Origin of the sequence: Pseudomonas parakoreensis, assembly GCF_021602155.1 — a bacterium.
In the GTDB taxonomy this organism is placed as follows: domain Bacteria; phylum Pseudomonadota; class Gammaproteobacteria; order Pseudomonadales; family Pseudomonadaceae; genus Aquipseudomonas; species Aquipseudomonas parakoreensis.
In genome coordinates, this window is the sequence record NZ_BQHY01000003.1 from 177685 (window position 1) to 199840 (window position 22156).

At 60.8% G+C, this 22156-nt stretch carries 19 protein-coding genes; 9 read left to right on the top strand and 10 right to left on the bottom strand.

Annotation, left to right across the window (positions count from 1 at the left end):
- Window positions 1–108: 108 nt before the first annotated feature.
- The 6 genes from L6D63_RS05545 to aspA form a co-directional block, all read right to left on the bottom strand.
- On the bottom strand, window positions 109–1209 hold the full coding sequence (locus tag L6D63_RS05545) for a polyamine ABC transporter substrate-binding protein (RefSeq protein ID WP_131670761.1): 1101 nt from the start codon (window positions 1207–1209) through the stop codon (window positions 109–111).
- Complete coding sequence (locus L6D63_RS05550) at window positions 1206–2231, bottom strand: histone deacetylase family protein (protein WP_121182790.1); 1026 nt, start codon at window positions 2229–2231, stop codon at window positions 1206–1208. Before L6D63_RS05550 ends, L6D63_RS05545 begins: the two co-directional genes overlap by 4 nt.
- A 210-nt stretch (window positions 2232–2441) precedes the next feature.
- Complete coding sequence (locus L6D63_RS05555; RefSeq protein WP_047297321.1) at window positions 2442–3434, bottom strand: AraC family transcriptional regulator; 993 nt, start codon at window positions 3432–3434, stop codon at window positions 2442–2444.
- Window positions 3435–3637: 203 nt separating this feature from the next.
- Window positions 3638–4642: an asparaginase gene (locus tag L6D63_RS05560; RefSeq protein ID WP_131670760.1), complete on the bottom strand. Its 1005-nt coding sequence runs from the start codon at window positions 4640–4642 to the stop codon at window positions 3638–3640.
- Between the two features lie 172 nt (window positions 4643–4814).
- Window positions 4815–6260: an alanine/glycine:cation symporter family protein gene (locus L6D63_RS05565; protein WP_131670759.1), complete on the bottom strand. Its 1446-nt coding sequence runs from the start codon at window positions 6258–6260 to the stop codon at window positions 4815–4817.
- A 486-nt stretch (window positions 6261–6746) separates the two neighbouring features.
- Window positions 6747–8171: an aspartate ammonia-lyase gene (gene aspA, locus L6D63_RS05570; protein ID WP_041474969.1), complete on the bottom strand. Its 1425-nt coding sequence runs from the start codon at window positions 8169–8171 to the stop codon at window positions 6747–6749.
- A 180-nt stretch (window positions 8172–8351) separates the two neighbouring features.
- Between aspA and L6D63_RS05575 the strand changes: the two genes are divergently transcribed.
- The 5 genes from L6D63_RS05575 to L6D63_RS05595 all read left to right on the top strand — a co-directional run bounded on the left by L6D63_RS05575 (window position 8352) and on the right by L6D63_RS05595 (window position 12080).
- A complete protein-coding gene (locus tag L6D63_RS05575; RefSeq protein ID WP_041071648.1) occupies window positions 8352–9260 on the top strand; it encodes a LysR substrate-binding domain-containing protein in 909 nt (302 codons plus the stop codon).
- A gap of 235 nt (window positions 9261–9495) precedes the next feature.
- Window positions 9496–9987 carry a 5-(carboxyamino)imidazole ribonucleotide mutase gene (purE, locus tag L6D63_RS05580; protein ID WP_003229641.1) on the top strand — a complete coding sequence of 164 codons (492 nt, stop codon included), beginning with the start codon at window positions 9496–9498 and terminating at the stop codon, window positions 9985–9987.
- A gap of 10 nt (window positions 9988–9997) precedes the next feature.
- Complete coding sequence (locus L6D63_RS05585) at window positions 9998–11080, top strand: 5-(carboxyamino)imidazole ribonucleotide synthase (protein WP_047297318.1); 1083 nt, start codon at window positions 9998–10000, stop codon at window positions 11078–11080.
- Window positions 11081–11196: 116 nt separating this feature from the next.
- Window positions 11197–11442: a GlsB/YeaQ/YmgE family stress response membrane protein gene (locus tag L6D63_RS05590; RefSeq protein ID WP_003229635.1), complete on the top strand. Its 246-nt coding sequence runs from the start codon at window positions 11197–11199 to the stop codon at window positions 11440–11442.
- Window positions 11443–11543: 101 nt separating this feature from the next.
- Window positions 11544–12080 (top strand): DUF3299 domain-containing protein, encoded by a 537-nt coding sequence (locus L6D63_RS05595; protein WP_007962278.1) that lies wholly within the window; start codon window positions 11544–11546, stop codon window positions 12078–12080.
- A gap of 83 nt (window positions 12081–12163) precedes the next feature.
- Here L6D63_RS05595 and L6D63_RS05600 read toward each other — a convergent pair whose 3' ends face one another.
- Both L6D63_RS05600 and L6D63_RS05605 read right to left on the bottom strand, forming a co-directional pair.
- Entirely contained in the window at window positions 12164–13063 is a 900-nt protein-coding gene (locus tag L6D63_RS05600; protein WP_047297317.1) for a D-hexose-6-phosphate mutarotase, read from the bottom strand.
- A 58-nt stretch (window positions 13064–13121) separates the two neighbouring features.
- Window positions 13122–13526, bottom strand: a complete 405-nt coding sequence (locus tag L6D63_RS05605) for an acyl-CoA thioesterase (RefSeq protein ID WP_003229628.1) — start codon at window positions 13524–13526, stop codon at window positions 13122–13124.
- A gap of 377 nt (window positions 13527–13903) precedes the next feature.
- On the opposite strand from L6D63_RS05605, the gene L6D63_RS05610 reads away from it, so the two are divergent.
- Entirely contained in the window at window positions 13904–15202 is a 1299-nt protein-coding gene (locus L6D63_RS05610; RefSeq protein ID WP_131670758.1) for an MFS transporter, read from the top strand.
- 17 nt (window positions 15203–15219) lie between these two features.
- Here L6D63_RS05610 and L6D63_RS05615 read toward each other — a convergent pair whose 3' ends face one another.
- Entirely contained in the window at window positions 15220–15711 is a 492-nt protein-coding gene (locus L6D63_RS05615) for a PIN domain-containing protein (protein WP_108184236.1), read from the bottom strand.
- A complete protein-coding gene (locus L6D63_RS05620) occupies window positions 15708–16766 on the bottom strand; it encodes a helix-turn-helix domain-containing protein (protein WP_095667991.1) in 1059 nt (352 codons plus the stop codon). The genes L6D63_RS05615 and L6D63_RS05620 overlap by 4 nt, the downstream gene beginning before the upstream one ends.
- Window positions 16767–16953: 187 nt before the next feature.
- On the opposite strand from L6D63_RS05620, the gene L6D63_RS05625 reads away from it, so the two are divergent.
- The 3 genes from L6D63_RS05625 to pstA all read left to right on the top strand — a co-directional run bounded on the left by L6D63_RS05625 (window position 16954) and on the right by pstA (window position 22129).
- Window positions 16954–17955 carry a phosphate ABC transporter substrate-binding protein PstS gene (locus L6D63_RS05625; RefSeq protein ID WP_034152107.1) on the top strand — a complete coding sequence of 334 codons (1002 nt, stop codon included), beginning with the start codon at window positions 16954–16956 and terminating at the stop codon, window positions 17953–17955.
- A gap of 454 nt (window positions 17956–18409) precedes the next feature.
- Window positions 18410–20443, top strand: coding sequence for an ABC transporter permease subunit (locus tag L6D63_RS05630; protein ID WP_174376841.1), 2034 nt, complete (start codon window positions 18410–18412; stop codon window positions 20441–20443).
- Window positions 20444–20458: 15 nt separating this feature from the next.
- Window positions 20459–22129 (top strand): phosphate ABC transporter permease PstA, encoded by a 1671-nt coding sequence (gene pstA / locus L6D63_RS05635; protein ID WP_131670757.1) that lies wholly within the window; start codon window positions 20459–20461, stop codon window positions 22127–22129.
- Window positions 22130–22156 lie beyond the last annotated feature (27 nt).

Consider the following 22156-nt stretch of genomic DNA (forward strand, 5'->3'; position numbering starts at 1 on the left):
TGGGCGATCCGTTGCAAGGTAGTGACAGGTGAAGTATTCGAGGTGGTAGATAGATATTGCAGGCAAAAAAAGACCTGCGCGTGCGCAGGTCTTGGTCATGCGAAGCGATCAGGTGCCGGACTTGATCTTGGTCCAGGCCCGTGTGCGCGCCCGTTCGGCATCACGCGGCAGCGGTTGCAGGGTGTAGAGCGTGCTCATCGCCGCATCGGTCGGGTACAGGTTGGGGTTGTTGCGGATCGCCGGATCGACCAGCCCGGTGGCGTCCTTGTTCGGGTTCGGGTAGCCGACGAAGTCGCTGACCGGGGCGATCACTGCCGGTTGCAGCAGGTAGTTGATGAAGGTGTAGGCGTCTTGCGGATTCTTCGCGCCCTTGGGAATGGCGAGCATGTCGAACCAGATCGGTGCGCCTTCCTTGGGCAGGCGCATGTCGACCACGACACCGTTCTTCGCCTCTTTGGCGCGGTTGGCCGCTTGCGAGAAGCTGCCGGAATAACCCACTGCGACGCAGATGTCACCGTTGGCAATATCAGCCATGTATTTGGAGGAGTGGAAGTAAGTGACGTACGGGCGGATCTTCATCAGCAACGCCTCGGCCTTGGCATAGTCCGCCGGCTTTTTGCTGTTGGGGTCCAGGCCCAGGTGTTGCAGGGCCAGCGGCAGGATCTCCGACGGCGAGTCGAGCAGGGCGACGCCGCACTGCTTGAGCTTGCTGATGTTCTCTTCCTTGAAAATCAGGTCCCAGCTGTCCACCGGCGCGTTGTCACCCAGTGCGGCCTTGACCTTGGCCGGGTTGAAACCGATCAGGATGGTGCCGTACATGTATGGCACGGCGAACTGGTTGCCCGGGTCGTTGGCCTCGATCAGCTTCATCAGTTTCGGATCGAGGTGATTCCAGTTCGGCAGCTTGCTGCGGTCCAGCGGCTGGAACACCCCGGCCTCGATCTGCTTGGCGAGGAACACATTGGACGGCACCACCACGTCATAGCCGGAGTTGCCGGTCAGCAGCTTGGCTTCCAGCGCTTCGTTGGTGTCGAAGATGTCGTAGACCAGTCTGGTCTGGGTGTTCTGCGCCTTGAAGTCTTCCAGCGCCTTGGGCGTGATGTAGTCGAACCAGTTGTAGACGCGCAAGGTGCGTTCTTCGGCGTGGGCGCCGAAGCTGAGCAGCGCCGCGCACAGGGCTGGCGCCATGCAGTGCTTGAGTCGGTTCATTGTTCGAACCCTTCCAGCACGTTCACCGCGTTGATGCCGATTTCTTCGACGGCGTAGCCACCTTCCATCACGAACAGGGTCGGTTTGCCGAGGGCGGCGATGCGCGTGCCCATTGCCAGGTAATCCGGGCTGTCGAGCTTGAACTGCGAGATCGGGTCGTCCTTGAACGTGTCGACGCCCAGCGACACGACAATGATGTCGGCGCCATAGCTGTCGATCTCGTTACAGGCCTGCTCCAGTGCCGCGCTCCACACCTCCCAGCCGGAGCCGGCCGGCAGCGGATAGTTGAAGTTGAAGCCTTCGCCGGCGCCTTCGCCGCGTTCATCCTCGTAGCCGAGGAAGAACGGAAACTCGGCTTCCGGGTGGCCGTGGATCGAGGTGAACAGCACGTCGCTGCGCTCGTAGAAAATCGACTGGGTGCCGTTGCCGTGGTGATAGTCGACGTCGAGGATCGCGACTTTCTGGTGGCCGGCATCGAGGAAGGCCTGAGCGGCAATGGCGGCGTTGTTGAGGTAGCAATAACCGCCCATCAAGTCGCTGGCGGCGTGGTGTCCCGGTGGCCGGCACAGGGCGAACGCACTGTGTGCGCCACGCTGGATTTCCGCTTGGGCAGTCAGCGCCACTTGCGCTGCACTGTAGGCGGCTTGCCAGGTGCCGGCGGTGATCGGTGCGCCGCCGTCGAAGCTGTAGTAACCGAGCTGGCCGTGCAGGCTGGTCGGTTTGATCTGGCGCAGCGTGCGTGCCGGCCAGGTGTAAGGCAGCAGGTCGCCGTCGGTGTTGAATTCGGTCCAGCGCGCCCAGGCGCCTTTGAAGAAGTCGAGGTAGTCGCGGCTGTGAATGCGCGCGATCGGCTCCAGGCCGAAGTCCTTCGGCGCCTCCACCGGGCCGAGGTTCTGGTGCTGTACCCGTTGCAGTACGTGGTCGGCACGCGATGGCATCTCGAAGCACGGCTTGAGCTGGCCGTCGATGAGCTCGCAGCGGCCGTGGTGCAGGTGGTGATCGTCCGAGTAGATGGTCAGCATTTGTTGTTCTCCGCAGGGGCTGATTCGGTTGCCCCCAGTGTTGCGGCGCGCGGCGCAACGGAGAACGGCAGGAAAGGCCAAAAGGGGATCGATATGGCCAAAAACTCTGACCGCAATTCGCCCCTTTCCAGCAGATCAAAAGATCGCAGCCTTCGGCAGCTCCTACACAGATCGGCGTAGGAGCTGCCGAAGGCTGCGATCTTTTGATCTTCAGGGTCTGAACTGGCTCGGCGCCACGCCGCTCCAGCGCACGAACGCATGGCGGAAGCTTGCGGTTTCGCTGAAACCCAGGGTCTCGGCGATGCGGTAGATCGGCAACTGATCCTCACACAGCATCTGCTTGGCGCGCTCGAAACGCAGTTCGTCGAGCAGCTCCTGATAACTGCTGCCCATGTCCTTGAGGTGACGGCGCAAGGTGCGCGGCGAGCATTTCATCTGCTGGGCCAGCCCCTCGAGGCCTGGTGCTGCATTGAGCTGGGCACTGAGCAGCTGGCGAATCCGCCCCAGCCACGCCTGCCGTCCGGTGAATTCGATGTTCTGTTTGCGGCAGCGGTCGGCCATGGCCTGATGGGTGATGCTGTCGGCCAGTGGCAACGGTTGATCGAGCCAGCGCCGGTCGAAGGCGAAGGCGTTGTCCTTGGCGGCGAAGTGCAGCGGGCTGGCGAAGTGCTCGGCATAACTGTCGCGATAATCCGGCGCAGCATGTTCAAAACGCGTCGCCAGCAATGGCAGCGGATGCCCGAGCAGGTCGTCGCAGATGACCTTCAGCGACACCAGGCAGAATTCCGCGTTGAACACCGCCATCTCCGGGCTCTCGCGGTAATCGGCAGCGACGAACCAGACGCGCTCGCCATCGTCTTCCAGGCTCAGTTCGAAAAGTGTTCCCAACAGCGCCGGATAGCGAATCGCCAGGCGCAAAGCGTCACCGAAGGTGGCACAGGTCAGCAGCGCGTAACCGAGGATGCCGTAGCAGGAAACGTGCATCCGCCGGCCCAGTTCCAGGCCAATGTCGTGCTTGAGCGCGACCGCGTTGGCGCACACCTGCATTTCCTGATTGGTGGTGATGCGCGTGTCGGCGCGGTTCAGATCCGCCGCACTGATGCCGCTGCCGGCCAATAGCGCCTCGCTCGACAGGCCTTCATCTTTGAAGGTGTTGAGGATAAGAGAGACGGCGTTGAGGGTGGTGAGGTGGGAGTGCAGCATGGGATCTTCCAGCCTTGGGGGTGCTGGAAACGGCAGCAAGTTATATGCCGCACAGAGATCAAACGGTGTGAGGGCTGTTGTGGCGAGGGCGCTTGCTCCCGCTGGGGCGCGTAGCGGCCCAAAAACACTGCGACTGCTGCGCAGTCGAGCGGGAGCAAGCGCCCTCGCCACAGGGGATCACTCCTGCAAGGGTTCGGGTGGAGTCAGATCAGCTCGCCACACAGGTCGAGCTCGATCAGCCGGCGCACTTCGGTCGATTCCAGACCTGCACCCAACAACGCCTGCAACTTGCCGAACGCCGCCTCGCGGGTCATGCCGCCGCCGGATAACACGCCAACGCCGCGCAAACGACTGCCGGCTTCATACACATCCAGCTCGACCCCGCCTTCATGGCACTGCGTGACCGCGACCACCACCACGCCGTTATCCCGCGCGCGGCCAAGGCTGGCGAGGAACTCGGGATTGTCGCTCGGCCCGGTGCCGCTGCCGTAGCACTCCAGCACCAGACCCTGGATACCGCCGTCGAGCAACCCGTCGACAATCCCGGCGCTGATGCCGGGGAACAGTGGCAGCACAGCGACATTCGCCAGTTGTTTTGGCTGGTCGTAGTGCAGCGCTGCCGGAATCGACGTGGCTTTCATGCCGCCGCCCTGACGCGTCAGGCGCTTGAACGGATGACGGCCGAAGCTGCGCACTTTCGCGCAACGGGTCGGATCCAGCAGTTCGCCATGGAAGTACAGATGCACGCCCGGCGCCAGGCCTTGGCCGAGGGCGACCAATGCGCCGCTGAGGTTTTCCCAGGCGTCGCTGTCGGTGACACCGGCCGGCAGCATCGAGCCGGTGAAGCACACGCGGGCATGCAGGCCCAGCAACTGAAAGCTCATGGCGGCAGCGCTGTAGGCCAGGGTGTCGGTGCCATGCAGGATCAGCACGCTGTCGCAGCCTTGCACGTCCACCGCATCGACCACCGCTTCGCGCAGTTGCTGCCAGTAGGCCGGGGTCATGTTGGCGCTGTCGATCAGCGGCGACATTTCCCGGAAGCGCCATTGCGGCACCACCAGTTCGGGCTGGCTGTGCAGGTACTCGCGCATGCGGGCTTCGAAACCGGACGCCGGGGCCAGGCCGTTGGCACTGGCCTGCATGCCGATGGTGCCACCGGTATAGAGCACCATGACGTGTTGGGCGGCGGGATAAGTCGACGAATTCATGGGGATTCTCCGAAAGGATGAGGTCCTTGTGGGAGCGAGCCTGCTCGCGATGGCGGTTCATCATTCAGCATTGATGTTGGCTGAAAGACAGCTATCGCGAGCAGGCTCGCTCCTACAGGTTATTGCATCACAATAACTGACGGGCGCAGGGGATGCGCCCGTCATTCACCTGTCAGCGTTGCGCTGCAGGGATGCCTTGCGGCTCGACTGCGGTCTTGCCGGCGGCTGGCGCCTCGGTCGGCCAGGCCTTCAGGTCCAGATCCAGATCGGCAAATTTGCTGGAGTCGAACACCGGCTGCTTGATGCCGGCGCGGCGCTGTTCGTCGTAGTCGCGCATCACGCGCATGCCGACCTTGAACAGCATGGCCAGGGCCATCAGGTTGACGAAGGCCAGGCAGGTCATGGTGATGTCGGCGAAGGCGAACACGGTCGACAGATCCTGCATCGAACCCCATACCACCAGTGCCAGCACCAGACCGCGGAACACCATCAGCACAGCGCGGTTGCGGCTGAGGAACTGCAGGCTGTTTTCGCCCAGGTAGTAGTTGTAGAGGATGCAGGTGAAGACGAACAGCGACAGCGCAACGCTGACGAAGATGCGCCCCCAGTCACCGACCACGGCGGCCAGCGAGTTCTGGGTCAGGACGATGCCGTCACCTTCGAAGCCCGGGGTGTAGAAGCCCGACAGCAGGATCAGCAGCGCGGTGCAGGTGCAGATCACGAAAGTGTCGAGGAACACGCTGAAGGCCTGAACCACGCCCTGAGCGCCCGGGTGTTTCACCGAGGCCACGGCGGCGACGTTCGGCGCACTGCCCAGGCCCGCTTCGTTGGCGAACACGCCACGCTTCACGCCCATGACGATGGCGCTGCCGAGCAGGCCACCGAAGGCCGGGTCGAGACCGAAGGCGCTCTTGAAGATGGTTTCCAGCATGGCTGGCACGTGTTCGATCTGGGTGCCGATCACGTACAGGGTCACGCCGATATAGGCCAGGGTCTTGACCGGCACCAACAGGTCGGACACCGCAGCGATGCGCTTGATACCGCCGATGAAGGTGATGGCCAGCAGCACCGCCAGGACGATCCCGGTGTGGCGTGGGTCGAAGGCAAAGGCGTTTTGCAGCGAGTGGGTCACGGTGTAGGACTGCAGGCCGATGAAGGCGAAGCCGTAGGTGACCAGCAGCAGGACCGAGAACACCACTGCCATGCCTTTCAACTTCAGGCCGTGCTGGATGTAGTAGGCCGGGCCGCCACGGTACAGGCCGTCGCCGTCGGCGCGCTTGTAGACCTGCGCCAGGGTGCATTCGAAGAAGCTGCTGGACATGCCGACCAGTGCGGTCACCCACATCCAGAACACCGCACCCGGACCACCGAGGGTTACGGCGATGCCGACACCGGCGATGTTGCCTGCACCGACGCGGCCGGCAAGGCTGAGCATCAGGGCCTGGAACGAGCTGAGTTGCCCGCCGCTGCTTTTCAGGCTGTCGCGGAACACCGCGAACATGTGGAAGAAGTGGCGCAATTGAACGAAACGCGAGCGAATCGTGAAGTAGCTACCGAGCCCGACAATGAGCACGATCAGTACTTTCCCTGAGAGGAAGTCGTTGATGACTTCGAGCATGGATTTTTCCTCGCTGTTTTTTGTGTAAGCAAATGCTGGATGTTCAGAAACATCGCGTTACACCGGTTTGCGCGCGGCACGACAGGTGAGGCGAAGATTTCGTCCCGGATCCATTTCGCGGGTTTGTTATTAGTTCGGGTTTCGCATGGGTTATGGCCTCGTTACCGACGACCGCTCACGCGAAGAGGGGCGGCACTATACCGATCAGTGCGGCGCCCGTCTGCACGCTCGTGGTGCAAGCGACGAAACGAGAGTTGCTGCAAAATCAAAAGATCGCAGCCTTCGGCAGCTCCTACAGGGTTACATCCATCATGTAGGAGCTGCCGAAGGCTGCGATCTTGGCGGTATCAAATACACAAAACATTTAACGTCCTGCCCGCAAAGAAGTTAAAAAAAAGGGCTTGGGGACTGATCCCCAAGCCCTCAAAAGGTGAGAGGTGTCTAGTCCCTCGACCTGGTGAGCGGTGCTACAAATAACGCGTCGGCTCAGGCTTTGAGCGGAACCAGACGCGGGGCAATCATGTTTTCCGGGCGCAGGATGTCGGCGAGCATGGCTTCGTCGAGCAGGCCTTCTTCGCGCACCAGTTCCAGCACGCCACGGCCGCTTTCAAGGGCGATACGGGCGATGCGGGTGGCGTTTTTGTAGCCGATGTACGGGTTCAGCGCGGTGACCAGACCGATCGAGTGCTCGACCAGTTCGCGGCAGCGGGCTTCGTTGGCGGTGATGCCGACGATGCAGTGCTCGCGCAGCATGTCCATGGCGCGTTGCAGCAGGCGGATCGAGTCGAGGATCTTGAACGCGATCAGCGGCTCCATCACGTTCAGCTGCAGTTGGCCGCCTTCGGCTGCCATGGTCAGGGCCAGATCGTTACCGATAACCTGGAACGCGACCTGGTTGACGGCTTCCGGAATCACCGGGTTGACCTTGCCGGGCATGATCGAGCTGCCTGGCTGACGCGCCGGCAGGTTGATTTCGTTGATGCCGGTGCGCGGGCCGCTGGACAGCAGGCGCAGGTCGTTGCAGATCTTCGACAGCTTGACCGCGGTGCGCTTGAGCATGCCGGAGAACAGCACGAAGGCGCCCATGTCGGAAGTGGCTTCGATCAGGTCGGCAGCGGGCACCAGCGGCTGACCGCTGATCAGCGCCAGACGCTGGACGGCCAGCGCCTGATAGCGCGGGTCGGCGTTGATGCCGGTGCCGATCGCGGTACCGCCCAGGTTCACTTCAGTCAGCAGTTCCGGGGCCAGCGTCTTCAGACGGGCCAGGTCTTCGCCCATGGTGGTGGCGAACGCACGGAACTCTTGACCCAGGGTCATCGGCACGGCGTCTTGCAGCTGGGTACGACCCATCTTCAGGACGTGGTTGAATTCTTCACCCTTGGCGGCGAAGGCCTGAATCAGGCTGTCGAGGCTGGCCAGCAGCGAATCGTGACCCAGCAGCAGACCCAGGCGAATGGCGGTCGGGTAGGCGTCGTTGGTCGACTGCGCCATGTTCACGTCGTCGTTCGGGTGCAGGTACTGGTACTCGCCTTTCTGGTGACCCATTGCTTCGAGCGCAATGTTGGCGATCACTTCGTTGGCGTTCATGTTGGTGGACGTACCGGCGCCACCTTGAATCATGTCGACCACGAACTCTTCGTGGAAATCACCGCGGATCAATCGGGCACAGGCTTCGCTGATGGCAGCGTGCTTGGCTTCGCTCAGATGACCCAACTCACGGTTGGCGTCAGCGGCGGCCTGTTTGACCATCGCCAGACCCACAACCAGTTTCGGGTAATGCGAAATCGGAACGCCGGAGAGACGGAAGTTGTTCACCGCTCGCAGGGTCTGGATGCCGTAATACGCTTGAGCCGGTACTTCGAGGGCGCCAAGCAGGTCGTTTTCTGTGCGGAAAGATGCAGCGGAGGACATGATAGAAATCATCTCGATATGGACCCGGTCTATGCCGGAACGCTGCGAATGCTAGGCTTACAGGATTTTTTGGGCCAATGCTGTTAAACACTGGCCTATGCACATTCGGTATAATGCCCGTGTGACGCCGCCTGCGCGGCAGACGTGTGACCTGTTTTGGTGCGTTCCCGGGAGGGCGTGATGAATCTGGAAAGCAAATGGCTCGAGGACTTCAGTGCCCTGGCCGCCACCCGCAGCTTCTCGCAGGCGGCCGAACGGCGCTTCGTGACCCAGCCGGCGTTCAGTCGGCGGATCCGCAGCCTCGAAGCGGCGCTGGGCCTGACGCTGGTCAACCGCTCGCGCACGCCGATCGAACTGACGGCGGCCGGGCAACTGTTTCTGGTGACCGCGCGCACCGTGGTCGAACAGCTCGGCGAAGTGCTGCGCCACCTGCATCACCTGGAAGGCGGGCAGGGCGAAGTGATGCAAGTCGCCGCCGCGCACTCGCTGGCGCTGGGATTCTTCCCGCGCTGGATCGCGCAACTGCGCAATGAAGGGCTGAACATTGCCACACGGCTGGTCGCGACCAACGTCGGCGACGCGGTGCACGCGCTGCGCGAAGGCGGCTGCGACCTGATGCTGGCGTTCTACGACCCGGACGCAGCGATGCAGATGGACCCGGAAATCTTCCCGTCGTTGCACCTGGGCCAGACCGAGATGCTCCCGGTGTGTGCGGCGGATGCCGAGGGCAAGCCGCTGTTCGATCTGGAAGGTGACGTCAGCGTACCGTTGCTGGCGTACAGCGCCGGGGCGTTTCTCGGGCGCTCGGTAAATGGTCTTTTGCGTCAGCGTCAGCTGCGCTTTACCACCATCTATGAGACCGCCATGGCCGACAGCCTGAAAAGCATGGCCCTGGAAGGCCTCGGCATCGCCTGGGTACCGCAACTGAGCGTGCGCGCCGAGCTGGCCCGCGGCGAACTGGTGGTCTGCGGCGGCCCGCAATGGCATGTACCGCTGGAAATTCGCCTGTACCGCTGCGCACTGGTGCGCAAGGCCAACGTACGGTTGCTCTGGCGCAAACTTGAGGGCGGCGCTGCACAGGCTTCCTGAGCCCACCCAACAACCCTGTGGGAGCTGGAGCGCTGACCTTCAAGTCAATAAAACCGGGCCTTTCGCTGATTTGACAGATGGTCGTTTCGGGGGCTGTTTATTGGCATCTTTGCGGTATACTGCGCGGCCTTCGGCCGGTACGTCCGGCCATTTTTCGTACAATCAAGCCACGCAATCCTGCGTGGCTTGTTGTTTTTGACGCGCCTGCGGGCGCCCAGAGAGAAGAGGCGCGACGATGAGTGCACTGGTTGGCGTGATCATGGGCTCCAAGTCCGATTGGTCCACCCTTAGCCACACCGCCGATATGCTGGAAAAGCTCGGCATCCCGTACGAGGTCAAGGTGGTTTCCGCCCACCGCACCCCGGATCTGCTGTTCCAGTACGCCGAAGAGGCTGAGGGCCGTGGCATCGAGGTGATCATCGCCGGTGCCGGTGGCGCAGCCCACCTGCCAGGCATGTGTGCGGCCAAGACCCACCTGCCGGTGCTGGGCGTTCCGGTGCAGTCGTCGATGCTCTCGGGCGTCGATTCGCTGCTGTCGATCGTGCAGATGCCAGCAGGCATCCCGGTTGCCACCCTGGCCATCGGCAAGGCCGGCGCGATCAACGCCGCGCTGCTGTCGGCGAGCATCCTCGGCGCCAAGCATCCACAATTCCACGCGGTACTGAAAACCTTCCGTGCCGAGCAGACAGACAGCGTCCTGGACAATCCAGACCCACGTATTGCCTGAGGTTGTTGAGATGAAGATCGGTGTAATCGGTGGCGGCCAGTTGGGCCGCATGTTGGCGCTGGCGGGCACTCCGCTGGGCATGAACTTCGCTTTCCTCGACCCCGCGCCGGACGCTTGTGCCGCCGCGCTGGGCGAACACCTGCGGGCCGATTACGGCGATCAGGATCACCTGCGCCAACTGGCTGACGAAGTCGACCTGGTGACCTTCGAGTTCGAAAGCGTCCCGGCGGAGACCGTGGCGTTTCTCTCGCAATTCGTCCCGGTCTATCCGAGTGCCGAAGCCCTGCGCATCGCTCGCGACCGCTGGTTCGAGAAGAGCATGTTCAAGGACCTGGGCATTCCGACTCCGGCCTTCGCCGACATTCAATCGCAAGCCGACCTGGACGCCGCCGTGGCTTCGATCGGTCTGCCGGCCGTGCTGAAAACCCGCACCCTGGGGTACGACGGCAAGGGTCAGAAAGTCTTGCGCAAGCCAGAAGACGTGGTGGGTACGTTCGCCGAACTGGGCAGCGTGGCCTGCCTGCTGGAAGGCTTCGTGCCGTTCACCGGCGAAGTCTCGCTGATCGCCGTGCGTGCCCGTGATGGCGAAACCCGCTTCTACCCGCTGGTGCACAACACCCACGACAGCGGCATCCTCAAGCTGTCGGTGGCGAGCACCGATCACCCGCTACAGGCGTTGGCCGAAGACTACTCCAGCCGTGTGCTCAAGCAGCTGGATTACGTCGGCGTGATGGCGTTCGAGTTCTTTGAAGTCGACGGTGGCCTCAAGGCCAACGAGATCGCCCCGCGTGTGCACAACTCCGGGCACTGGACCACCGAAGGCGCCGAGTGCAGCCAGTTTGAAAACCACCTGCGTGCCGTGGCCGGTCTGCCGCTGGGTTCGACCGCCAAGGTCGGCGAGAGCGCGATGCTCAACTTCATCGGTGTGGTTCCTCCGGTCGAGAAGGTCATCGCTATCGAAGATTGCCATCTGCACCACTATGGCAAAGCCTTCAAGGCCGGGCGCAAGGTTGGTCACGCCAACCTGCGCTGCGCCGACATGGCCACGCTGCAGGCGCAGATCGTCAAGGTCGAAGCGCTGATCGCCGAGTAACGACAGTTTCATCTGGCAGCGGCGGAACCATTCAGGGCTCGCCGTTCTCTCATGGCAGGATGCCAAAGTCTGACTAGGCTTTGGCATATCTACCATTGAGTGTCAGAGGGAATGCCATGGGAATTATCGGAACCATCTTTATCGGCTTGATCGTCGGCCTGCTGGCACGCTTCCTCAAACCGGGCGATGACAGCATGGGCTGGATCATGACCATCCTGCTCGGTATCGGCGGTTCGCTGGCGGCCACTTACGGCGGCCAGGCCCTGGGTATCTATCAGGCAGGTCAAGGCGCAGGCTTCATCGGTGCGCTGGTCGGCGCGATCGTGCTGCTGGTGATCTACGGCCTGATCAAAAAGAACTGATCCAAGCGACCAAGTCCTCTCTGCCAACGCGGCAGGGAGGGCTAGAATGCTCGGCGATTCGACGTCCTTCCTTATCCGAGCATCTTTTACCGAGCACCTCCATGCGCCGTCTTTTGTTGACTCTCCTTTTGCTGGGCAGCGGTCTGGCCCACGCCGGCGAACTGCCGGAAACCGACTGGCTGGAACTGATGCCCAAGTCGGACCAGAAAGCCCTCGAGGCCATGCCCGAAATCGACCACAATTCCCCGGAAGCCACCGGCACCTTCACCGAGAAGGGCGGCATGAAGCAGGCCAAGGGTTTGCCGGCGGTGATGTATTCGACCAAGACCGTGGCGTCGATGAACGACAAGCACATCCGCATCGGTGGCTACCCGGTGCCGCTGGAGTCCGATGCCAAGGGGCGCAGCACGCTGTTCTTCCTCGTGCCATACCCGGGCGCGTGCATCCACGTACCGCCACCGCCGCCGAATCAACTGGTGCTGGTGCGTTATCCCAAGGGCTTGAAGCTGGATGATATCTACACGCCGCTGTGGGTGACCGGCACGCTGAAGATCGAGAAGGTCAGCAATGACCTGGCCGACGCGGCGTATGCGCTGGATGCGGACAAGGTGCGGGTGGTGCAGGAGTCTGATCTCTAAAGCAAAAGATCGCAGCCTTCGGCAGCTTCTACATTGGAATGCGTTTCCCTGTAGGAGCTGCCGAAGGCTGCGATCTTTTGATCTTAAAGCGGTTTACTACCGACGCTGACACCCATCGTATGGCTCGCACCCGACGCCAGATTTACCACATCATTCATCACATTCGCCGTCTCGATGCACAGCATGCGCTGCCAGCCGTCGTTGTCCATGTCGGCCAACGCTGCCGCACGGTCTATCCACGGGTTCCAGATCACCGCGGTGCGTGAGCCAGTGGCGGTCAGTACGATGCGCCGCTCCCAGGCCGGGTCGACGATGCTCAGTTGCGGTGGCGCATCAAGATAGATGCGGTCGGTTTCGCCAGCGAAATGCAGGTCACCTTGCTGGTTGTGGGTTTTCCACTCATCCAGCGTCTCGATGTAATCCAGACCGTCCACACCGTCGACGTGCACGTTGCGCACATCGCTGACTGCGAAATAAGTGTGCAGCGCCTGGCTGATGCTGACGGCTTCGGCACCTCGGTTGTGGCTGGTCAGGCTGATGTGCAACTGATCATTCAGATGCAGGGTCAGGATCAGGTCAACCTGATGCGGCCAGCCCGGCAGGCCACCTTCGGGGTAGGGCAGCTTGAATTCGACCTTGACGCCGTCAGCCTCTGATTCGATGCCGCCCAGCTCCCAATCCATCGCTCGCACCAGACCGTGTGCGGGTGCCGGTTGCTCACCGGTGTACATGGCCTGCACGCTCTGCGGGTTGCGTTCGAACTTGCCGAACCATGGCCAGCATACCGGCACACCGGCGCGGATGCTCTTGCCGGTCTTGAACACAGCCTTGTCATTGAGCCAGATGATCGGCGGCTGGCCGTCGATCTGATAACTGAGGATGTGCGCGCCTTGCTGGGCCACCAGCACTTCGGCCTGACCGTGGCGGATGCGCCAGCAGTTCAGTTCATCCAGTTTCACGGCTTCAACGTTGGGCGTGTTCATGGGACAGCTCTCGATCAGACACTTGGGACGACTATCGACCGCAAAACCGCGGTGAGGTTTAACGTGCGCGCGGCGGCACCGAGCGGGTGCGACCGCTGCCGTCGATGGCGACGAAGACGAACACCGCCTCGGTCACTTTACGCCACTCGCTGGACAGCGGATCGTCACTCCACACTTCGACCATCATCTGGATCGAGCTACGGCCGATTTCCAGGGTCTGGGTATAAAAGGACAATTGCGCGCCGACCGCGACCGGCACCAGAAAGGCCATGCGGTCGATGGCCACGGTTGCCACACGGCCACCGGCAACGCGGCTGGCCATCGCGGTCCCCGCCAGGTCCATCTGCGCCACCAGCCAGCCGCCGAAAATATCGCCAAAGCCGTTGGTTTCGCGCGGGAGTGCGGTGATTTGCAAGGCCAGGTCGCCTTGCGGGATCGGATCTTCTTGTTCGAGCTCTATCATGCCGGGGGTGCCTCTGACCCGTGACTCTTCGTTGGTATTGCTGGTGGTAGCCGTCTTAAGGAAAAACGATTCAGCACCGAACATACTGCGTTCGTCACGTTTTCCATAGGCGCCTAAAGGGGAAACTCTGCGAAACCGGCTGATCCCGTTCAAAAACCGGGCCAACGACGTTTTCGCACAGCAACCCCCTACAAACCGGAGCAAGGTTGCGAGTATATCGGTCGGTAGACTCCGCGACGACCATCGGGTTCTGATTTTGACCGGCAAATACGCGCCTCTATGTGCTTTTTCGAACAATTTGCTATGGTGCCGAACCTGCCCAAGCCACAGCCAGCGTTGTTGTGGCGGTAGATCCGCCTATAAGAGAAGCCCTTGCCATGACCACAGCGCCTTCGAGCCTCGCGCAGCCCGAGCAACCTGCACGCCCCCTGACCCGCAATGATTACAAGACTCTGTCGCTATCGGCCCTGGGCGGTGCGCTGGAGTTTTACGATTTCATCATCTTCGTGTTCTTCGCCACCGTGGTCGGCAAGCTGTTCTTCCCGGCCGACATGCCCGAGTGGCTGCGCCTGATGCAGACCTTCGGCATTTTCGCCGCCGGTTACCTCGCGCGGCCGCTGGGCGGCATCGTCATGGCGCACTTCGGCGACCTGTTGGGGCGCAAGAAAATGTTCACCCTGAGCATTTTCATGATGGCCGTGCCGACCCTGATCATGGGCCTGCTGCCAACCTACGCACAGATCGGCCTGTGGGCGCCGATTCTGTTGCTGCTGATGCGAGTGATCCAGGGCGCAGCGATTGGCGGTGAGGTGCCGGGGGCGTGGGTCTTCGTTTCCGAACACGTACCGCAAAAGCACATCGGCTACGCCTGCGGCACTCTGACCAGCGGCCTGACTGCCGGCATTTTGCTCGGCTCGCTGGTCGCCACGGCAATCAACAGCATCTACACGCCAGTGGAGGTGTCCGACTACGCCTGGCGGATCCCATTCCTGCTCGGCGGCGTCTTCGGCCTGTTCTCTGTGTACCTGCGCCGCTGGCTGCACGAAACTCCGGTGTTCGCCGAGCTGCAACTGCGCAAGGCGCTGGCCGAGGAAGTGCCGTTGCGTGCGGTGCTGCGTGACCATCGTGGGGCGATTGCGATCTCGATGCTGCTGACCTGGCTGCTGTCGGCCGGTATCGTCGTGGTGATTCTGATGACCCCGACCGTGCTGCAGACGGTCTATCACTTCTCGCCGACAGTAGCGCTGCAATCGAACAGCCTGGCCATCGTGTTTCTGAGCTTTGGCTGCATCATCTCCGGCGCCCTGGCCGACCGTTTCGGCGCCGGCCGTGTGTTTGTCTTCGGTTGCCTGGGCTTGCTGATCAGCTCTTGGACCTTCTATCACAGCCTCGCCGATCACCCGAACTGGTTGTTCCCGCTGTATGCGCTGACCGGCTTGCTGGTCGGCACTATCGGTGCGGTGCCTTATGTGATGGTCAAGGCGTTCCCGCCGGTGGTGCGCTTCAGCGGGCTGTCCTTCTCTTACAACGTCGCCTACGCCATCTTCGGTGGCCTGACGCCGATGGTGGTCAGCCTGTTGCTTAAAGAGAGTGCGATGGGCCCGGCCTACTATGTGGCGGTCCTCTGCACGATGGGGATTCTGGTGGGGGCGTGGCTCTGGAAGAAGGGGCGCTGATCCAAAGATTCAGCTATTTAGGGCTCTCGCCAGCGTGAGAGCCTTGTTTCACACTCGCTAGCCGGGAGTCGAGCTCCATGCTCAAGCATGTGGGCCAAGGCTTCTGCTGCATGCAGTCTTTCGATGACGTGATGTTCAACCATCAAATCCAGTAACCAAAGAGCTCCGTGTACTTGGAGTCCGTCTCGCTGTGCCTGGCGCCTCAATTTGCCATCTCCGGTGAGTAAAGGGCGACGTGTTTGCTGTGCCAGCAGGTAACAAGACACATCGGCCAGCGAACTGTTGTTGTGTTCGATTCGTAAACCATATAACCGCATGACACTGGCGTCATCGAGTGATTCGACTATCAGACCTTGATCAAGCAATTCGTCATGTGGGAAGTCTTCAAGTTCATGCATTACGAAGTCAGTACAACACAATGTGAAAGGCAATCTAAACATCTGCTCCAGTAATCCGGCATTTCTGAAATCGATCCAGATATTCGTATCACTGATGTAGATAAGGCTCATGCACTCTCCAATGAGCCCAGGAAACTTGGGTCCAGGGCTTTTACTGGCTTGCGCAAGAGTTCGGCAGCCCGGGATTTGGTAATCAGCCCTTCTGCCAGTGCCCAAAATGCTAACGACTCAAACCTTTGCGGCGGTTTGCACGGCATCGGCTCAGGTTCCGACTTTCGCCAGCCTTTGGCACTGAATTGAATAGTGAGGGATTTATAACCACCTTCGCTGAGTAGCTTCAGATCCTTCAGTCGTCTCAGGGCGGCATGCATCGATATTCCGTATTGCCGCTTTGCAATCAGTAGTTCTTGTGGATAAACCCTGGTGCGAGGATGGTTGCCGAAATCGCCAGTAACGCTTTTGGCTGGATACAGAAACGCCCCTGCGAAACGATGGCAGCAATTTTCTTTATCCTTTTCAGACATCTCCTCTGGCAATGCCATCACCCAATGACCGAGCTCATGGGCGGCAGTAAACCTGATTCGTTCGCCTGGGCGATCAGCATTCAACGCAATTAGGACATGCTTCCCGTCGCCAGTTGTAGCACAGGCACCATCGAAATCGTCTGGGCCATTGAGCATTGCAATCTTGATGCTGTGCTCTTCCAGCTGTTCGGTGAGGTTGGCAATGGGGTCAGTGCCAATTCCCCAGAATTGGCGAAGCTCCTCAGCCGCTAGCTCGGCTTCATCAATAGAGGAGACTGCAATCATTTGTGCGGGAGTGACAGGGGTGTTGATGTCTGCGGGATCGAAACATTCCTCTAGGGCGATGTATCGCTCGAGGTGCTCTCGAATTTTTTCTTCTACTTGGGCCTGGCGATACTTGGGCATCTTGGCCAGCTTACGAAATTCCAGAGGTGCCAAAGGTATCGCTTCTGAGCGGAAAAAGTACTCAGGATTGACCTGCAGTGCTTTAGCTAGTTGCAGCAGGCGAGTGGAGTTCGGGGTGCTCAACCCCTTCTCATATTTGCTCAAAGCTTGTTTGGTTATGTCGCCGAGCTGGATGGCCAGAGCATCAAGGGTTAGCCCTCGTTGCAGGCGTGCGCGACGAATTCGGTCGTTTATCATGGTGCCCTCTCGTGGTTGACAAGACTATCTTTTGGTATTGATTTGTCAACCTTGGAAAAGTTTCATTTTTTTGTGCCGCGCCCATGCTGGCCTTTCATCCAATTGTCATATTTCAGCCATAGAGTGTTCACACGGCCTGCTGATACTTGGCCCCGACTTAACACACCCTATCTGCTAGGAGTAAGGCATGAAACTGAAGCGTTTGATGGCGGCAATGACTTTTGTCGCTGCTGGCGTTGCGACTGCCAACGCGTTCGCCGCTGTTGACCCTGCTATCCCGAGCTACACCAAGACCACTGGTGTGTCGGGCAACCTGTCCAGCGTCGGTTCCGATACCCTGGCCAACCTCATGACCCTGTGGGCTGAGAACTACAAGAAAGAATATCCGAACGTAAACATCCAGATTCAGGCTGCTGGCTCCGCCACCGCGCCACCTGCGCTGACCGAAGGCACCTCCAACCTGGGCCCGATGAGCCGCAAGATGAAGGACACCGAACTGGCGGCCTTCGAACAGAAATACGGCTACAAGCCAACCGCTATTCCGGTGGCCGTGGACGCCCTGGCGGTGTTCGTGCACAAGGACAACCCGATCCAGCACCTGACCATGGAGCAGGTTGACGCGATCTTCTCGTCCACCCGTCTGTGCGGCGCCAAAGCCGACGTGAAAACCTGGGGCGACCTGGGCGTGACCGGCGACCTGGCCAACAAGCCAGTGCAACTGTTCGGTCGTAACTCGGTATCCGGCACCTACGGTTACTTCAAGGAAGAAGCCCTGTGCAAAGGCGACTACAAGCCTAACGTCAACGAACAACCAGGTTCGGCGTCGGTTGTGCAGTCGATCAGCTCCTCGCTGAACGGCATCGGCTACTCGGGCATCGGCTACAAGACTGCCAGCGTGAAGACTGTTGCTCTGTCGAAGAAAGGCAGCACTGACTTCATCGAAGACACCGAAGAAAACGCCCTGAACGGCAAGTACCCTCTGTCGCGCTTCCTCTACGTTTACGTGAACAAGGCTCCGAACAAGCCTCTGGCCCCGCTGGAAGCCGAGTTCGTGAAACTGGTTCTGTCCAAACAGGGCCAGGAAGTGGTGGTGAAAGACGGCTACATCCCACTGCCAGCCAAGGTTGCTGCAAAAGCACTGGCTGACCTGGGTCTGCAGGAAGGCGGCGCTGAAGTCGCAAAAAAGTAACAAACTGAGTCAGGGGTAAACCCCGCCTGACTCATGTGGGAGCGAGCCTGCTCGCGAAGGGGCCTTCAGAACCGGCACTTTCGCGAGCAAGTTCGCCCCACACTCCCCGAATTCTTTTATCCACTGCCAGTGCCCTGCTGGCGGCGGATTTGCTGCGTCACTGCATTGTCATCTTTCTGTCATACAGGATCGCTAGGGTGTGCGCATGAATGATCTGGCCAATTCCAAAATGACTACGAACCCTCCCAAGCGCATTGACTTCAATACGCCTGAGTTGCAACGCAAGCGCCGCATTCGCGCGCTCAAGGATCGCTTCACCCGCTGGTACGTCCTCGTTGGCGGGCTGGCGGTGCTGGCAGCCATCACCCTGATCTTCTTCTTCCTCGCCTACGTCGTTGCCCCGTTGTTCCAGGGTGCCAGCCTGACCGCGAAAGATGCCATTACCCCGGCCTGGATGCAGGACGCCGGCAAGCCGCTGATGATTTCGCTCGAAGAGCAGAATCAGGTGGCGATGCGCGTTTCCGACAAGGGCCAGGCACTGTTCTTCGACATCGACAGTGGCGCTGAATTGAAACGCGTCGATCTGCCGGTTCCTGCTGGCGCGACCGTCACTTCCATTGGCGAAGATCAGCCAGGTCATCCGCTGGTAGCGGTGGGCCTGTCCAATGGCCAGGCGCTGGTGTTCCGTCACACCTATAAAGTCAGCTATCCCGATGGCAAGAAAACCATCACCCCGGCCATCGAATACCCGTACGGCGAAGCGCCGATCGCGGTGAACGAGAGCGGCGGGGCGCTGGAACATGTGAGCCTCAACGCTACCGATTCGACGCTGATGCTGGTGGGTTCGACCGGTGCGCAACTCAATGTGCTGTCGCTGACCAGCGAAGAAAACATGATGACCGGCGAAGTCACCAACGAGCAGAAGCGTATCGAACTGCCGCAGATGACCGAGCCGGTGAAAAACATCTTCGTCGACCCGCGCCAACAATGGCTGTACGTGGTCAACGGGCGCGCCCAGGCCGACGTGTTCAGCCTGCGCGACAAGAGCCTCAACGGTCGCTACAAACTGCTGGAAAACGCTGACGCAGAGGTCACCGCGAGCACGCAACTGGTGGGTGGCATCTCGCTGATCATCGGTGACTCCAAGGGTGGCCTGGCCCAGTGGTTCATGGCCCGTGATACCGATGGCGAACTGCGCCTGAAGCAGATCCGTACCTTCCAGATGGGCACCACGCCGATCGTTGAAATCACTGCCGAAGAGCGTCGCAAGGGCTTCGTGGCCCTCGATGCCAGCGGCAAGCTCGGTGTGTTCCACAGCACCGCGCACCGCACGTTGCTGGTCGAGCCGGTGGCCGAAGGTCAGGGCCTGTTCGGCCTGTCGCCGCGCGCCAACCGGGTGATCGTCGAGGCGGGCGGCAAGCTGCAACCGCTGCTGCTCGACAACCCGCACCCGGAAGTGTCGTGGAGCGCGTTGTGGAGCAAGGTCTGGTACGAGAACTACGACGAGCCTAAATACGTCTGGCAATCGACGGCGGCTAACACCGATTTCGAACCGAAACTGAGCCTCTCGCCACTGACCTTCGGTACCCTGAAAGCCGCGTTCTACGCGATGCTGCTGGCGGCACCGCTGGCGGTTGCTGCTGCGATCTACACTGCGTATTTCATGGCCCCGGGCATGCGCCGCAAGGTCAAGCCGGTGATCGAGCTGATGGAAGCGATGCCGACGGTGATCCTCGGGTTCTTCGCCGGTCTGTTCCTCGCCCCGTATGTGGAAGGGCATCTGCCGGGCATCTTCAGCCTGCTGATGCTGTTGCCGATCGGCATTCTGGTGGCCGGTTTCACCTTCAGTCGCCTGCCTGAATCGATCCGCCTGAAAGTCCCGGATGGCTGGGAGAGTGCACTGCTGATTCCGGTGATTCTGTTTGTCGGTTGGTTGTCGCTGTACATGAGCCCGTACATGGAGAACTGGTTCTTTGGCGGTGACATGCGCATGTGGATCTCCCACGACCTGGGCATCACCTACGACCAGCGCAACGCTCTGGTGGTCGGTCTGGCGATGGGTTTTGCGGTGATCCCGAACATCTACTCGATTGCCGAAGACGCCGTGTTCAGCGTGCCGCGTGGCCTGACCCTCGGTTCCCTGGCGCTCGGTGCCACGCCGTGGCAGACCATGACCCGCGTGGTGATCCTCACCGCCAGCCCGGGCATTTTCTCGGCGCTGATGATCGGCATGGGCCGTGCGGTCGGCGAAACCATGATCGTGCTGATGGCCACGGGTAACACCCCGGTCATGGAAATGAACCTGTTCGAAGGCCTGCGCACCCTGGCCGCCAACGTCGCGGTGGAAATGCCTGAGTCGGAAGTCGGCGGCAGCCACTACCGCGTGCTGTTCCTTTCGGCGCTGGTGTTGCTGTTGTTCACCTTCGTCATGAACACCCTCGCGGAACTGATTCGTCAGCGTCTGCGCAAGAAATACTCGTCGCTTTAAGAAAGGTAGAAGTCTGTGAAACAGAACTCCCTGAAAGGATGGTTCAAGAGCGGCGCCCCCGGCGTCTGGATCAGCGGTGGCGCGGTGTCCATCGCGGTCATCATGACCATTGGCCTGCTGGCAGTGATTGCCGTGCGCGGTCTGGGTCACTTCTGGCCGGCAGACCTGGTGCATGCCAGCTACGACGTGCCGGGCCAGGCCAATCACTTGGTGATCGGCGAAATCGTACAGAAGGAAGAAGTGCCGCGAGCGCGTCTGAAGAGCGCCGGTTTGCCGGTGCCTGATCAGGGCCCGGAATTCATGACCCGCGAGCTGATCAAGGTCGGCAACCGTGACCTGAACGGCAACGACTTCACCTGGGTGGTCGGCGAATGGCTGACCAAGCAGACCACGCCGCCGGAACTGATGGCGATCGAGCGTCGCGAGTGGGGCAACTTCTACGGCTACCTGGTCAACGTCAAGCAGGACGGCAAGGTTATCGCCGAGGGCGAAGCCGCATGGCCAGAGCTGCAAGCGCGGATCAACCGCGTGAACGGCCTCGCCGCGCAGCTCAAATCGCTGGAAAAGACTGACATCGGTGCGATCAACGCAGGGCTGGAACGCATCCGTCTGCACGGGCGCAAACTGGAACTGGACGGCAAGCTCGACGCCACCGCGCAAGCGGACATGGACGCAGAGCGTGCCGAGCTGAACGCGCGTTATCAGGACGTCGAAGCACGCCTGAGCGATCTGCATGCGCAGTTCAACCGCGACGCGTTGACCGCCCGCGATGCCAACGGCAAAGAGATCGAAATCAGCCTGGGCAAAGTGGTTCATGCTTATCAGCCGAACGCCATGGGCACGATGACCAAGATCGGTTTCTACTTCGGCAAGGTCTGGGAGTTCCTCTCGGATGACCCGCGGGAAGCGAACACTGAAGGCGGGATCTTCCCGGCGATTTTCGGCACCGTGATGATGACCCTGATCATGGCAATGATCGTCACCCCGTTCGGCGTGCTGGCGGCGGTGTACCTGCGTGAATACGCCAAGCAGAACACCCTGACCCGAGTGATCCGCATCGCGGTGAACAACCTCGCTGGTGTGCCGGCGATCGTCTACGGCGTGTTCGGCCTGGGCTTCTTCGTCTACGTGCTGGGTGGATCGGTCGACCGTCTGTTCTTCCCTGAAGCGCTGCCGGCGCCGACGTTCGGCACACCGGGTCTGCTCTGGGCTTCGTTGACCCTGGCGCTGCTGGCGGTGCCGGTGGTGATCGTGGCGACCGAGGAAGGTCTGGCGCGTATCCCGCGCACCGTCCGTGAAGGCTCGCTGGCACTGGGCGCGACCAAGGCCGAGACGCTGTGGAAGATCGTCCTGCCAATGGCCAGCCCGGCCATGATGACCGGCATGATCCTCGCCGTGGCTCGCGCCGCCGGTGAAGTGGCGCCGCTGATGCTGGTGGGTGTAGTGAAACTGGCACCGTCGCTGCCGGTCGACGGCAATTACCCGTACCTGCACCTGGACCAGAAGATCATGCACCTGGGCTTCCACATCTATGACGTCGGCTTCCAGAGCCCGAACGTCGAAGCGGCACGGCCGCTGGTGTACGCCACGGCGTTGCTGCTGGTGCTGGTGATCGCCACGTTGAACCTGTCGGCGGTGTGGATTCGTAACCACCTGCGCGAAAAATACAAAGCGCTGGATAGTTGACACAAACCCTGTGGGAGCTGGCTTGCC